The organism is Dysgonomonas sp. UBA7710, assembly GCF_002482385.1.
Classification (GTDB): Bacteria; Bacteroidota; Bacteroidia; order Bacteroidales; family Dysgonomonadaceae; genus Dysgonomonas.
In genome coordinates, this window is sequence record NZ_DLFW01000002.1 from 91,492 (window position 1) to 106,670 (window position 15,179).

Consider the following 15,179-nt stretch of genomic DNA (forward strand, 5'->3'; position numbering starts at 1 on the left):
TTTATAATTTATTCAAATGCTCCCATACGAAGCATGTTCACTTCTTTTTCTGACAGGTAACGCCATTTGCCACGAAGTACGTTCTTTTTAGTCAGACCGGCAAAATATACACGGTCCAGTTTCATTACCTGATAGCCAAGCTTTTCAAATATACGACGTACAATGCGGTTGCGTCCCGAGTGTATTTCGATACCTACGACGTTCAGTACATCTTCTGCTTGATATGCGATTGAGTCGGCATGTATTTCACCATCATCAAGTTCTACGCCATCGGCAATGGCTTGCATATCTTCGATAGCTACATCGCGGTCAAGTGTCACCTGATATATTTTTTTCTTCTTAAATTTCGGATGCATCAACTTAGATGCCAAGTCTCCGTCATTAGTAAGCAAAAGCACACCTGTTGTATTTCTATCCAGACGGCCAACCGGATAGATTCGTTCAGGACAGGCATTTTTTACCAAATCCATAACTGTCAAACGGTTTTGAGGATCATCTGATGTTGTTACACAATTTTTCGGTTTGTTCAGAAGAACATATACCTTACTTTCGAGACGTACGGGTTTATCCTGGAACGTTACCAAGTCTCCGCGGGTAACTTTGGCTCCCAGTTGGTCCACAACTTCACCGTTTACCTTGACTACACCTGATGTAATATAAGCGTCGGCTTCGCGACGGGAGCAAACCCCAGCGTTAGCCAGATATTTATTTAATCGTAGTGGTGTATTCGGATCGATATTTTCTTTGTACTTAACCGGTTTTACCAGTTTCTTTACGCCGTCGAAAGAAGAACCGTAACCTCCGCCAGCTCCACCTCTGTTGTCGCGATTTCCAGCCGGACGACGGTCATAGCCACCTCCAGCTCTGTTGTCACGGTTGCCGTATGATGAACGGTTGTCTCCTCCGCCCGAATATCCACTTCTGTTATTGGAATAGCCTCCGCCTCCGCTTCTGTTTCCGGAATAGTTTCCTCCACCTCTGTTTCCAGAATAGTTTCCACCACCCCTATTATCGGAATATCCGCCTCTGTCTCCGGACTGGCGGTTTTGATTTCCATACGAACTATTTCCATATGAACGGCGTTCTCCACCTTCATTCCTATCATAAGAAGGCCTGGATGGTCTTTCTGAGTTATAAGAGCTACCCTGGCGATCTTGTCTGTCGCCACCGGTTTTATAAGGATTCCGATCCCTGGAGTCGCGGTCTGTATTCACATCATAGGCTTGTTTGCGAAGATCACCTACACGCGCACGTTTCTTTTTCACAGGTTCTGACCCGTTTGCTTTGTTTTCTGATGATGAGTAGCCCTCCCGGCTTTCTCTATCATTTCCATTGTCTGTCACCATTTTTTCCTTTTTGTTTAAATAATATACAAATACTTCTTTTATAACCTCACGGTTAAGTTCATTTTATACACCAGTGTAAGAATGCGGTGTAATTTTTCTCAGTTCATTTTTCACGGTTTCACTTACATTCAGCCCGTCAATAAATTCGGCGATTGATTCGGCCGTAATTGTACTGTTGGTTCTGGTAAGAGCCTTCAGTGCTTCGTAAGGTTTTGGATATCCCTCACGACGTAATATTGTTTGAATTCCTTCAGCTACAACAGCCCAGCAGTTTTCCAAATCGTTATATAAAGCATCTTTATTTAGTAACAATTTATCCAAACCTTTCTGTGTACTCTGTATAGCTATTATAATATGTCCCATAGGCACACCTACATTTCGCAAGACTGTAGAATCAGTCAGGTCGCGTTGCAGGCGGGATACGGGTAACTTAGAAGACAAATGCTCTAATATGGCATTTGCAATTCCCAGATTTCCTTCTGCATTTTCAAAATCTATCGGGTTTACCTTATGCGGCATAGCCGATGAGCCTATTTCTCCTTCTTTGATTTTTTGTTTGAAATATTCCATCGAGATATACTGCCAGAAATCTCTGTTTAAGTCGATCATTATAGTATCAATTCGTTTCAGAGCATCGAAGATTGCAGCCAGATTGTCATAGTTGGATATTTGTGTTGTCCATTCCTCTCTGACAAGCCCCAGTTTTTCTGATACGAATTTATTTCCGAACGCTTTCCAGTCATATGACGGGTAAGCTACATTATGTGCATTGTAATTCCCTGTTGCTCCACCGAATTTAGCAGATAAAGGAATGCTTTTTAGTAGTTGCAGCTGGCCTTCAAGCCTGCTCACAAATACCATTATTTCTTTGCCCAGACGGGTAGGAGAGGCAGGTTGTCCATGCGTTTTTGCCAGCATGGCTATGTTGGCCCATTCGTTCGCTTGATTTTTTAGTTTAGCGATAAGTTCCTCAAGCATCGGATAGTAAACATCATTCAATGCATCCTTTATCGAAAGAGGAATAGAGGTATTGTTTATATCCTGAGATGTGAGGCCAAAATGTATAAATTCTTTGTATTCCTGTAAGCCTAATTTATCAAATTCTTCTTTGATGAAATATTCGACAGCTTTTACATCATGATTGGTTATTTTCTCAGTATCCTTGATACGTGTCGCATCACTTTCTGAAAAACCGGTTACGATATCTTTCAGTTTTCCAAAAACAGCCTTATCTATATTTTTCAATTGAGGGAGAGGTAATTCACATAGTGCGATAAAATACTCTATCTCTACTAATACACGATATTTAATCAATGCATATTCTGAAAAATAATTAGCTAGTTCTTCTGTTTTATTACGATAACGTCCATCTATCGGCGAAATGGAAGTTAGGGGTGTTAATGTCATTACGTTGCTAGAAATTTTGTGTTTTTAATCAACTTAGAAATTTATTTTCGATATCACTATTTACTTATAATTGTTATACAAATATATAACAAATATATATGTGTGAGTGTTTTTACAAAAGGAAAATATTCATTTTTTCATCTTTTTTAATTAGTTTCTGATTCATCATGAAAAACCGTTGTTAAAAATCAGTATATTTATTCATTTCTTCCGCTAAATCAGAGGTATAAAAGTATTCCACATCGGCTTTTCTCAGAAAACCGGATTCCCGGTTTATACCCTTTAATAGTTGTTCAGAGTTTCCACTATCCGGTACAACTCGTCATCAGTCAACGATGCATATAGAGGGAGGCTCAATACTTCATCTTGCAGCTGTTCTGCTGCAGGCAAATTTAATTCTTCCCATCCGTAGTATGCAGGCTGTTTATGTATTGCTATGGGATAATGTATCTGTGTCTGGATACCTTTCTCGCTTAAATATAGCTGAAGCCGTTCCCGATTGTTTGTCCGGATTATATATAAATGAAAAACGTGGCTTAGGCTATCTTTATTGTCTGGCAATAGAATATTTACATTCTTAATATTTGCATAATAATAGGCTGCAATTTCTTTCCGCCTTTGATTATCTCTGTCCAGATGTTTTAGCTTGACTGACAATACTGCAGCCTGTATCTCATCGAGGCGGGAATTTAGCCCCTTGCATTCATGTATATATTTCCTGTCGGATCCATAATTGGATAGGCTACGGACAATTCTGGCTAATTCTTCGTCGTCAGTTGTCACAGCTCCTGCATCACCCAAAGCACCAAGATTCTTCACCGGATAAAAACTGAATGCTGCTGCGTCGGAAAGGTTTCCGGCCTTTTTACCATTGTATACCGCTCCGTGAGCCTGTGCTGCGTCTTCTATCAGTTTCAGGTTGTGCTGTATTGCTATTTGTTTCAGTTCATCCATTGCTGCAATTTGCCCGTATAAGTGGACGGCTATAATTGCTTTTGTCCTGGATGTAATCTTTTCTATTACAGATTCAGGAGAAATATTATAAGTTGTAATGTCACAATCGGCAAAAACCGGTATAAGCCCGCACTGAGATACAGCCAGAGCCGTTGCAATGAACGTATTGGCAGGGAGGATTACTTCATCCCCTTCCCGCATCACACCTTGTTCCAGAAAAGCCATTAGTATCAGGCGGATAGCATCAAGTCCATTGCCTACACCTATACAGTGCTTCACTCCGCAATAAGTGGCATATTCTTGCTCAAAACAAGCCTTTTCCTCACCCAGAATATACCAGCCTGAGTCTGTGACGCGCGACACTGCTTCTTTTATTTCGGATGCGTAGCGCTCGTTTTCCCGTTTTAGGTTGAGAAAAGGAATTTCCATATTTATTAATAGTCCCCTAACCCCCTAGGGGGAATTAAGTTACCTCAATCAGGGGCTTTAAAAGGTAACAAAGGTAACACATATCAGTGAACAGTTAACAGTAATCAGTTAACAATGATATGCTTCGTTTCTCTTATTACTTACTACTTTAAAAAAGGTAACAAAAGTAACACTTTTTTCACTCTTCTACGTTGTTACTTTTTGTCTATTCTACTTATCTTTTACTCTCTCTGTAAGTCCCCCTTGGGGGATTTTGGGGGCTAAAACCCCAACATTACCTTAGCATTTTGTATTGCCGCATCCGTTATGGTAGAACCGCTCAACATCCGCGCTATTTCTTCCAGCCTTTCCGTATTATCCAGCCTGGCGATATGAGTAGAGGTATATAGTTCGTTGTCCGATTTATATACTTTATAATGTGTTTTACCTTTCGCAGCTATCTGTGGCAGGTGGCTGATAGCGATTACCTGCATGTTTTTTCCGAAGTCGAGCATAATCTGTCCCATTTTGTCGGCTATTTCGCCTGACACGCCTGTGTCTATTTCGTCGAATATGATAGTCGGCAGGGCTGTTGCTCCTGCAATCATAGACTTGAGACAAAGCATAAGGCGGGAAATTTCACCACCCGAAGCCACATCGGCAACAGGTTGCAATGGTGCATTTTTGTTCGCAGAGAACAGAAACAGTATTTTGTCGGTTCCGTATATGTTAGGATGTTCTTCGGCTGTGATCTCACATTTGAAACGGATATTCGGCATCCCCAGATTTGAAACCTTTTCTACCAGTCCTTTTTCCAGTTCAGCTGTAATTGCATTACGTTGGTCACTCAGTTTTTTTGCCAGAGTGAGCATCTTTTCATATTTTTCAGAAACTTCCTTTTCCAAAATTTCAATCTGTTGGTCAGAGGATTCTATTTTCTCCAGTTTCTGCGCCAGTTCATCATACAATTCCAGTAAGCCCAATACCAGAGACACATGATGCTTTTTTTGCAATGAATAAATCAAATCGAGCCGAGATTCGATGTAAGCCAGTCGTTCCGGATTGAATTCTACATCATTGGCAGACCGTTCCAGTTCGGAAGACAGGTCTTTGAGGTCTAAATAAGCGGTTTCCAAGCGTTGGGAAATTTCTTCCGATTTCGGATATACCTTAGTCAGCGAATGAGATGTGTTCAGGCTTTCTTTCAAAGTTGCAACAATGCCTCTTTCATCCTCTGATAACAATGTATGTATCTTATACAGGCCCGATTTTATATCCTCGGCATGGTTTAGTGTTTCCTGTTCGGCTTCCAGTTCTTCCTGCTCTCCTTCGGTGAGGGCGGCTTCTTGTAGCGACTGATACTGGAAGCGGAGATAATCTTCTTCTTCTTTGCTCTTTCTTACAGCATCACGTAGTTCTGCCAAAGCCTTTTCTGTCTGTTTATATTGATGAAAAGCCTGCTGGTATTCTTTCAATAAGGTCTTGTTACCGGCTAATGCGTCTACTACCTGCATCTGGAAGCGGCTGTCTGATAATAACAGGTTCTGATGCTGCGAATGTATGTCTATCAGCTGGCTGCCCAGTTCTTTCAGGTCGTTCAGCCCTACGGGTGAATCATTTATAAAAGCGCGTGATTTTCCTGTGGAAAGTATTTCCCGGCGCAGTATATAACTGTGCGGGTCGTATTCAACGCCTTTCTCTTCACAAAAGTCTTTAAGATCATAGGCTGATACATCGAAAGCTCCTTCGATAATACATTTACTTTCGCCTTGTTTAATGGCTTTTATGTCGGCTCTTTGCCCGAGTATAAGCGATAAGGCTCCCAGTATGATTGATTTTCCTGCACCCGTCTCTCCCGTAATGACAGAGAAGCCTGGCTCGAAATCTATCTCGAGACTGTCAATCAGTGCATAATTTTTAATATAAAGCGATTTTAGCATAGCTAAAGATAAGTAAAAGATAGTATTTAGGATATATTATTTCAATCTAACTGCTTATTGTATTAAATCTTAAGAAAGTGATAAATAGGTTTGAGACCTTAGTTCTCACTTTTCAAACCTCACATTTAAAACCACAATCTCGGATATAGTGCCTATACGGAACTGAGGTCCTGCAAGGCCGAGCCCGGACGATACATAGATATGCGTATTGTCTTTTTTCTTGTATCCGTATGGTATCTCGTACATCGACCTGTATTTCAGGTGTTCGGGTATAATGCCGGTGTTATATATCGCTGAGGATATGGACATAATCGTATTTACAGGAAAGAACTGCCCGTTGTGCGTATGCCCGAATACAGCTATGTCTGCTCCGGCATCGGATTCTTCATACAGGCGGTGCGGTTCATGGTTCATTACAATGATTGGCAGATCTTTGTTTACACCCTGCATGAGTTCGGGTAATTCTTTTCTGGTTGTGCACTTGTCGTCTTCACGGCCGACCAGATAGAACGAATCGGCGATCAATATTGTTGTATCCCGTAAGACTGTAAGTCCTGCGTATTTACTCAGCCAAAGTATTTTTTCATCTTTTTCCTCACCCAAGTCGATATATTCATGGTTCCCCGTTGAGGCATAAACGCCATATGGGGCTTTCAGACGCAGAAACTCGGTTTCCATCCGTTGTTCGTACAGTGATTTTACGTCATAGTCGATGATATCGCCTACCAGCAGGATAATGTCCGGTTTCTGCTCCATAATCTTATCCACATACATGGATACGATATTTTTATCAATGAGATATCCGGCATGTATATCTGTGGCAACTACAATACGAAGGTCTTTTACATTCGGCGAATGTTTGTCAACAGTCAGATTCATCTCTGTTACGACCGGATTGTGGAAGCGATAACTGCCATAACCCATCACACTGCAAACCAATAGGAGAGAGGCACAGAAGTAAATCAACCGGGGCCTTTTCGCTTTCAGGTCTATCGCGAATATTTTTTTCCTGCCATTGATATATTTTACCAAATCGTATAATAACAGCAAAATAGTCATATATATGGTGAAAAGCATCCATGTAGTCCCTATCCATGCAAAACTGTGCAAGGCATCGAAAGGTAACAAACCTGTCCCGGAGGTAAAGAATCCCATGAAATAAATTGCCAGTTCGGCAATATAGATGGATGCGTAAGGAATTTTTATATATTTCTTATCGGGCAATCCCTGCCAGCCACGCCAATATATATAGGCGCTGAGAAAGATCTGTACAATTATTGCATTAAAAAATACTCTCATTCCATTGTCTTTAAATCTATAACTACATATTCGGATTGTGTGCCGATGCGGAATTTACCTCCCCAGATACCGATACCCGAGCTGACATATATATTGGCATTCCCTTTTTTTACAAAGCCATGGTCTTTTTCGTATATCGCATTGGTGATTGCCGAAATAGGCCATACTTGTCCCTGATGGGTATGCCCTGATATTTGCAAATCGATGCCATATGCTTCAGTTTCTTCGAGATTATAAGGCTGATGGTCGAGCAGGATAAGCGGCTTTGACTTGTCGAGGCTGTCCACTAATGCATTCAATGGTTTGCGCCATTTGTTTGACCTGTCGTCGCGCCCGATGACGTAAAAGCTGTTATTAACCAATTCTGCTGTATCGCGTAGCAGATGGATACCAGCTTTCTCATAAAAGTCGAGACTGTTTTTGAGTCCGCTGATAAATTCATGATTTCCCAGGCATGCATAAATTCCCAGAGGAGCTTTTATTTTATGAAAACTTTCTGCAAAGTTGCCTTCATTCAATGGACGCACGCTATTATCTATAATATCTCCGGCAATGAGTACAATGTCAGGGTTCTCAGCATTTATCGTATTTACCCATCCCTCGAATTCCTTTTTGCCTATACCGTAGCCCAGATGCAGGTCGCTAATGGCTACTATTCGCAAGGGTTTAACAGATGTAGAATCTCCTGGAGTTTTATATATCTGTACAGGCAGTTCAACACGGACTTTCCATTGATATTTCAGGTATCCGCAAATCATCAGTAAGGTGATGAAGCCTACCATAAAGCCCAGTCCTACCCAGTTTTCTTTTGTATAACGGGTAATCGCGTCGCTCGGCATAAAATGAAATAATCGGTTGGTAAGACCGAATAAATCCTTTACGACCATTACAATGAGGAAATACAAGAGGATGAAAAACCAGGCGGTACCTATCTTGTATAAAAAAGATGTCATCCATACAGGCAACGCGTCTCCGGCAAGGAAAGATATAAAAAAGGAGGAAACTGCTATCACCCCAAATGAAATGAGGGTAATGCGTCCGATAGTATTCGGGGGCATTGCCATCCATATATGGTGGAAGACGTAGAAATTTGCTAAGAGATATATGATGAAGATTATTATGAGCATGATCGGTTTCATTCAGACTTTATAGAATAGTTTTGAAATGTACAAAGATATATAATCCTGTTTATTGCGAAATATTTATGATAAAAAAAGAGTAGCCGGAAAAGACCACTCTTTTTTAATTTATATACTGTTTCCTTCAGTTAATTACGTCTGCCACCTAAGGCTATCATAATGTAATAAAGTAACGTAGCCAAAGATCCTATTGCTGCAATAACATATGTATAAGCAGCCCATTTCAAAGCATCTTTAGCCATGTCATGATTGTTTATATTGGTTACGCCGGCTGTATTGAGCCATGCCAAAGCTCTCTGGCTGGCATTGATCTCCACAGGCAATGTGATAAAACTGAATATGGTAGTCAGGGCAAAAAGACCGATACCTATCCAGATAAGGGTGGGGAATGTCTGTATGAAAATAATTCCCGCAAGAATTATCCATGTCACCCATGATGAAGCGAAACTGACAACAGGTACCAGAGCCGAGCGCATTTTCAACGGGCCATAGGCATGTGCATGCTGTACAGCATGCCCGCATTCGTGGGCGGCTACCGCGGCGGCGGCTACACTGTTGCTGGCATAAACACCTTCGCTCAGGTTTACAGTCTTATTGGCAGGGTTATAGTGGTCGGTAAGCATTCCTTGAGTGGAAACTACTTTGACGTCATATATGCCATTATCGTGAAGCATCTTTTCAGCTACATCACGTCCGGTCATCCCGTTGGTCAAAGGGATTTTAGAGTATTTATTAAATTTGCTTTTCAGCATTTGCGAAACAGCAAAACTGGCTATCCCAACCAGTATCAATATAATCCAACCTATATACATATTTATATCTTTTTGTGAATATTCTTAGAGTCTGTTTAAATTTTATAGCTGCTTTTTATATTCTTTTTGAGCACCTTTTTTACTCTTGATTTAGCCCGCTAAATCCGCAAGTAAAAATCAAAAAAAACATCTCAAAATAATTATAAAAAAATTCAGCTAAGATCTATTTTAAAGAGCCGTATGGAAAATTTTCGCTAAAATTTAAACAGACTCTTATTATGATATATGAAACAAAAAATGTGCCAATAATGTTTGTTGGCACATTCTATATTCTTAAAAAGGGTTTAATTACCTTATTATAGTCTGTTCCCTGTCAGGTCCTAACGATACTATCTTGATAGGTACTTGCAACTCTTTTTCCAGAAAGGAAATATAATGCTCGAACCCGGCAGGAAATTCATCCTCCTTTTGCATTTTTGTCATATCAGTTTGCCATCCTTTCATATCCACATAGATAGGCTTGATTCTTTCGTCTACTTCGAAAGGGAAATCCGTTACTTTCTCTCCGTTTATTTCGTAGCCGATACACGCTCTGATGGTTTCGAATGTGTCCAGTACATCGCTTTTCATCATTATCAGTTGGGTAACACCATCTATCATAATGGCATAGCGCAAAGCTACCAGGTCTATCCATCCGCAACGGCGCGGACGCCCAGTTACAGAACCGAACTCAAATCCTAATTCGCGGAGCTTATCTCCTGTTGCGTCGAATAATTCGGTCGGGAACGGGCCACTGCCCACACGGGTACAGTATGCCTTGAATATACCGTACACTTCGCCTACCGACTGTGGTGCTATCCCCAGTCCTGTACATGCTCCTGCCGATATGGTATTGGACGATGTCACAAATGGATATGACCCGAAATCTATATCGAGCATTGTTCCCTGCGCACCTTCGGCCAGTATTTTCTTTCCTTGTTTTACAGCGTTGTTGATATAGTGTTCACTATCTATAAATGTAAACTCTTTCAGTTTCGCCACACCTGCAAACCATTCTTTTTCTATTTCAGCCAGCGCACTGATATCGTGTCCATATTGCTGTAATATTCTCAGATGCTTAGATTTAGCAGTATTGTATTTCTCTTCGAAATTGTGAAGTATATCGCCGACACGCAGACCGTTGCGGCTGATTTTATCCGTATATGTAGGTCCGATGCCTTTACCGGTAGTGCCTATTTTGGAATCTCCCTTGGCTGCTTCATAGCAAGCGTCCAGCAGGCGGTGGGTTGGTAATATGAGGTGCGCTTTCTTTGAGATAAGAAGGCGCTTTGTTAAGTCATGGCCGGATGATTCCAACGACTCGATTTCTCCTTTGAACAACGCGGGGTCAAGTACAACACCGTTTCCTATGATATTGATTTTGTTTCCCTGGAAAATACCTGAAGGCACAGAGCGAAGGACATATTTCTTTCCTTCGAATTCCAGTGTGTGCCCTGCATTTGGCCCACCCTGAAAACGGGCTACAATCTCATAGTCGGGTGTGAGCACATCCACGATCTTACCTTTTCCTTCGTCGCCCCATTGCAAACCTAGCAATACATCTACTTTCATTTCTTTTTAATACGTGTATTTTTATTTTCTGTTAGTTTATTCTTTTTCTCTTCTGCTTTTTTTGCCCGCATACATTTATTGCATATGCCATATATATACATGCTGTAGTAGCTGATCTTGAATCGTTGCAGCTTTTTTTGTTGAGTGGGAGTAAAGAGATTCCCGTTTTTATGTTCTTTCACTTCGCCGCAACTCAGGCAAATCAGATGGTCATGATTTTCATTTCCATATGCCCGCTCGTACTGAGATACATTAGCTCCAAACTGATGTTTTACAACCAGACCGCAGTCCAGCAGCAATTCGATGGTGTTATATAATGTAGCACGGCTGACCCTGAAGCTGGATTGCTTCATGGCATTATACAAAGAATCCATGTCAAAATGTCCTTTCGTAGAATAGATATGCTCAAGGATGGCATATCTTTCCGGGGTTTTACGATGTTTGTGCAGACCGAGATAGTCCGTGAACTCGCTTTTGACTTGTTCCTTTACTTTTGAATTATCCATTTATAGAAAAATCTGATATGAACAAAAATACATCTTTTTAATAGAATATCAGGTAGTATGAGTAAGAAAAAGTTATTAACTATTCAGAATTTGTATTTTGTAAGGAAAGAAAATCTTTTGCCCGTTGTATGGACCCGGATATTTGGATTCATTCCAAATAAACGGGAGCCTTGTATAAAATTAAAAAGAGAACTCTCACGAGCTCTCTTTTTAGAAAGGAAATCAAAAAGAATATTATAATAAATATTCAGGTTAGTATGTATTTGCTTATTCATCCAGTGGTTCGTCCACTGTGTATTTGTATTCTATTTTGAATGTTTTTGTTTCTTCACCAAAATCTTTGGATGTTATCTCAAATGTAACTTTGTCACGTCCTGCGATTTTGTAAGGTGTAAGATCGAAGCTTGCATAGCCTTTTACCGGATATCGTGATGGTTCATCCCCGTTTATATTATGCCTGAACTCTAGTTTCACAACATCTTTGTCTACCGATAAATCCGGTTCTGCCGATACCATATTAATCATATGGGGTTCTTTTTCCCCGGTGTTGTATCCGAAATTGATATTCAGGTATCCGCCACCTTCCCAAACAGAATATACTTTGATCGGATCATACCCTATACTGTCTTGTTTTACCTGATCGTCGGGTGCTATATAAATAACGCCTTTGGTCAGTACGTCGTAATAATCGTTCAGCCTGATGTAATGGTCGTAACCATCCTTTGCGTCAGATAAAATAGTATAGTTTATTATTGCCCTGTCGTACTTAGGCTTCAGGTTAAGACCTACGGGAGCAGCAACCCACAATTTGTCACCGTTATCCCGTACGAAGGAATAAGTATTGTCATCTATCTTTTTTACTGTCACTATATCCTCCCAGTAATTACCAAGAGAATACCCATCGTCATCAAGACATGAAGAGAATCCTAATGTTAAGACAGAAGATAGAATCAGTGCTGAAAATAGTTTCATATACTTTCTCATTTTTTTATTTAATAAAATTGGTTGATTAATTCTAATAAAATTGCTCACATATATTAGATGCGCAATTTGTGTGCCATGTTGCATGGAGGTGTCAAAATAAATGTTAAGAATTTCCTTTTGTTATAAGAAAAAGCCGGATTATCTTTTTTGCCTGAAGAATTCTTTTAGTAGAGAGGCGCATTCTTCCTCCAGAATACCGGATATTACAGATGTTTTGTTGTGTAGTATATTGGGGGAGAAAAGGGAGTATCCTTTTTTTTCATCTTTGGCACCAAAGACTATTTTAGGTATTTGTGACCAGAGAAGTCCGCCGGCACACATAGGACAAGGTTCTAACGTGACATACAATGTACAATTTGTAAGATATTTACCCCCTAGAAAATTTGCTGCAGCTGTAATAGCCTGCATTTCAGCATGCGCGGTGACATCATTGAGAGTTTCTGTCAGGTTGTGTGCCCGGGCAATAATTCGTCCCTGACAAACGACAACAGCACCGATAGGTACCTCGTTCTTTTCGAAAGCAATCTGCGCCTCATTCAGAGCTTGCCCCATATAGTGTTCGTCGTTGAGGATAGAAGTCATCGGCGCATTTCATTTTCTCCAAAAAGCGTAGGGTAATCCTGATCCAGATTTTTCAGGACATGGGCGATAAGAGTTTCCCTGCACCAGCGGGAACGGTTGGCAATCTTATACTTTTTTATATAAGAGGAGATAAGTGCATATTCTTCTTCGTTGAGTGAAAAAAGAAGATGTTTTGTTCTGTTGCTATGTGCCCCTTTCTTTTTTAGTTTCATTACCGCAAAAATAAGGACTTATCCCAATATGTGAAAGGATTTTCGGGAGAATATTCTCATTTGGATATGTAGTTTAACTTTACTCTTCAAAATTGATGCGTAACTGGATAGCCTCGCCCCATCCAATTTCGTCTTCATTGTTTTTCAGGCCAAGTCCTATCAATCTTACTTTAGGTGATAAATCCACATTTTGCAGGAGTTCAAAGCCGGCTTTATAGAAGGTATCATAGTCCGATATAGTTGTAGCAAAAGTTTTACTTCTTGTAATTATTTTAAAGTCAGCATACTTTATTTTTAAAGTTACTGTCCGTGCTTTAAATCTTTTTTTTTCAATATCGTGAAATGCATCACGGGCAACTTCATCCAGGATTGTAGACAACTCTTCCAGATTATCAATATCGTGTTCAAAAGTAGTTTCTGAACTTATAGATTTTCTTATACGTTGCGATTCTACCGGGCGGTCGTCTACAGCCCTCGCATTTTGGAAATAAATATGTCCTGCTTTACCGAAGACGGCTACTAATTCATTTTCAGAACGTTGTTTCAGATCCCATCCGTTTTTTATACCTAATTGGTGCATTCGTTTGGCAGTGACTTTACCTACTCCGAAGAATTGTTCGATAGCTAATGTATCAACAAACTGTTCGGCGTTTTTGGGCTTGACTACAAATAATCCATTCGGCTTATTCTGGTCTGAAGCTATTTTTGCAAGGAATTTATTGAATGATACTCCGGCAGAAGCTGTTAGCCGGGTGGTTTCTAATATCTTCTGTTTGATTTCCTGTGCTATCTGTGTTGCAGATGGAATATTTTTATGATTCTCTGTCACATCCAAAAAGGCTTCATCGAGAGACAAGGGTTCAACCAGATCGGTGTATTCATGGAATATTTCCATTATCTGCCGGGATACAGACTTATAGACATCGAAACGGGCGGGGACAAATATCAATTGAGGACATTTTCTCAATGCGGTTTTAGAGGCCATCGCCGAACGCACGCCATACCTCCGGGCTTCGTAACTTGCCGCAGCAACAACTCCCCTCGGTCCCGAATATCCTACAGCCAAAGGTTTTCCTCTATACTCTTTATTATCGCGTTGTTCGATTGAAGCATAGAAGGCATCCATGTCGATATGGATTATCTTACGCATGCTTAAAGGTAGAAAGTTTTTCTATTCGAGGGTGATCCGGTTTACCTCAATATCTTTATTTAAGAATATTGTCGCCGCCTCTGAAAATTTTTGAGGGGATTCTGTTGTGAAATACTTTGTTACACCGCCTTTTGTGCATACTTTGTCCATTTCGGGATGGCGATACAGATAATCTTGCAGACTACGGGCAATATATTCGCCTTGGGGTATGGCTGTTACACCATCCGGCAGGAACGACTTTATTTTATCCAAAAGCAAGGGATAGTGAGTGCACCCAAGTATAAGTGTATCTATTTGCGGGTCTTTGGAAAGAATATTGGAGAGATTCTTTTTGATGAAATAATCCGCGCCTTCATTTTGATATTCTCTGTTTTCAACCAATGGTACCCACATGGGGCACGCTTCACCTGATACTTTAATATCCGGGAAAAGTTTATTGATTTCAATAGGATACGATTCGGATTGTATGGTTCCGGTCGTACCTAAAATGCCAACATGCCTGCTTTTGGTTATGGGTCCTATAATTTCGGCTGTAGGGCGTATAACACCCAATACTCTTCTGTCCGGATCTATATGAGGCAGGTCTTTCTGCTGTATTGTACGCAGAGCCTTTGCTGATGCCGTATTGCATGCCAGTATTACCAGATTGCAACCCATATCGAACAGGCTCAGTACGGCCTGTTTCGTGAACTCATATACAACATCGAAAGAACGTGAGCCGTATGGGGCACGCGAATTATCCCCGAGATAACAATAATCGTATTCAGGCATTAACGATTGTATTTCAGAAAGGATGGTCAATCCTCCGTAGCCTGAATCAAACACGCCGATAGGTCCAGCTTTAAGCATATATAATGATTTAGTAATTCAAAGATAAAAAATAATTAAG

Annotated in this window: 14 protein-coding genes; all 14 read right to left on the reverse strand. The window is 40.5% G+C overall.

Annotated elements, in window-relative coordinates:
* Positions 1 to 8 precede the first annotated feature (8 nt).
* The 14 genes from B3317_RS00695 to murI all read right to left on the reverse strand — a co-directional run bounded on the left by B3317_RS00695 (position 9) and on the right by murI (position 15,139).
* The gene (locus tag B3317_RS00695; RefSeq protein WP_291107395.1) at positions 9 to 1,346 is read right to left on the reverse strand and encodes a pseudouridine synthase; all 1,338 of its coding nucleotides are present in this window, start codon (positions 1,344 to 1,346) and stop codon (positions 9 to 11) included.
* Positions 1,347 to 1,409: 63 nt separating this feature from the next.
* Positions 1,410 to 2,753 carry an adenylosuccinate lyase gene (gene purB, locus B3317_RS00700; RefSeq protein ID WP_291107398.1) on the reverse strand — a complete coding sequence of 448 codons (1,344 nt, stop codon included), beginning with the start codon at positions 2,751 to 2,753 and terminating at the stop codon, positions 1,410 to 1,412.
* 282 nt (positions 2,754 to 3,035) lie between these two features.
* Positions 3,036 to 4,136 carry a DegT/DnrJ/EryC1/StrS family aminotransferase gene (locus B3317_RS00705; RefSeq protein WP_291107401.1) on the reverse strand — a complete coding sequence of 367 codons (1,101 nt, stop codon included), beginning with the start codon at positions 4,134 to 4,136 and terminating at the stop codon, positions 3,036 to 3,038.
* 260 nt (positions 4,137 to 4,396) lie between these two features.
* Positions 4,397 to 6,055 carry a DNA repair protein RecN gene (gene recN, locus B3317_RS00710; RefSeq protein ID WP_291107404.1) on the reverse strand — a complete coding sequence of 553 codons (1,659 nt, stop codon included), beginning with the start codon at positions 6,053 to 6,055 and terminating at the stop codon, positions 4,397 to 4,399.
* Positions 6,056 to 6,160: 105 nt separating this feature from the next.
* Positions 6,161 to 7,354: a metallophosphoesterase gene (locus tag B3317_RS00715; RefSeq protein WP_291107407.1), complete on the reverse strand. Its 1,194-nt coding sequence runs from the start codon at positions 7,352 to 7,354 to the stop codon at positions 6,161 to 6,163.
* The gene (locus B3317_RS00720; protein WP_291107410.1) at positions 7,351 to 8,481 is read right to left on the reverse strand and encodes a metallophosphoesterase; all 1,131 of its coding nucleotides are present in this window, start codon (positions 8,479 to 8,481) and stop codon (positions 7,351 to 7,353) included. Before B3317_RS00720 ends, B3317_RS00715 begins: the two co-directional genes overlap by 4 nt.
* A 140-nt stretch (positions 8,482 to 8,621) precedes the next feature.
* Positions 8,622 to 9,305 (reverse strand): zinc metallopeptidase, encoded by a 684-nt coding sequence (locus tag B3317_RS00725; protein WP_414647404.1) that lies wholly within the window; start codon positions 9,303 to 9,305, stop codon positions 8,622 to 8,624.
* A 288-nt stretch (positions 9,306 to 9,593) separates the two neighbouring features.
* Positions 9,594 to 10,856, reverse strand: a complete 1,263-nt coding sequence (locus B3317_RS00730; RefSeq protein ID WP_291107413.1) for an adenylosuccinate synthase — start codon at positions 10,854 to 10,856, stop codon at positions 9,594 to 9,596.
* Entirely contained in the window at positions 10,853 to 11,362 is a 510-nt protein-coding gene (locus tag B3317_RS00735) for a Fur family transcriptional regulator (RefSeq protein WP_291107416.1), read from the reverse strand. Before B3317_RS00735 ends, B3317_RS00730 begins: the two co-directional genes overlap by 4 nt.
* A gap of 267 nt (positions 11,363 to 11,629) precedes the next feature.
* A complete protein-coding gene (locus B3317_RS00740; RefSeq protein ID WP_291107419.1) occupies positions 11,630 to 12,334 on the reverse strand; it encodes a NigD-like protein in 705 nt (234 codons plus the stop codon).
* Positions 12,335 to 12,484: 150 nt separating this feature from the next.
* On the reverse strand, positions 12,485 to 12,928 hold the full coding sequence (locus tag B3317_RS00745; RefSeq protein ID WP_291107421.1) for a nucleoside deaminase: 444 nt from the start codon (positions 12,926 to 12,928) through the stop codon (positions 12,485 to 12,487).
* Positions 12,925 to 13,140 carry a hypothetical protein gene (locus B3317_RS00750; protein ID WP_291107424.1) on the reverse strand — a complete coding sequence of 72 codons (216 nt, stop codon included), beginning with the start codon at positions 13,138 to 13,140 and terminating at the stop codon, positions 12,925 to 12,927. Before B3317_RS00750 ends, B3317_RS00745 begins: the two co-directional genes overlap by 4 nt.
* 79 nt (positions 13,141 to 13,219) lie before the next feature.
* Complete coding sequence (gene dinB / locus B3317_RS00755) at positions 13,220 to 14,290, reverse strand: DNA polymerase IV (protein ID WP_291107427.1); 1,071 nt, start codon at positions 14,288 to 14,290, stop codon at positions 13,220 to 13,222.
* 21 nt (positions 14,291 to 14,311) lie between these two features.
* Positions 14,312 to 15,139, reverse strand: coding sequence for a glutamate racemase (gene murI, locus B3317_RS00760; RefSeq protein WP_291107430.1), 828 nt, complete (start codon positions 15,137 to 15,139; stop codon positions 14,312 to 14,314).
* Positions 15,140 to 15,179 lie beyond the last annotated feature (40 nt).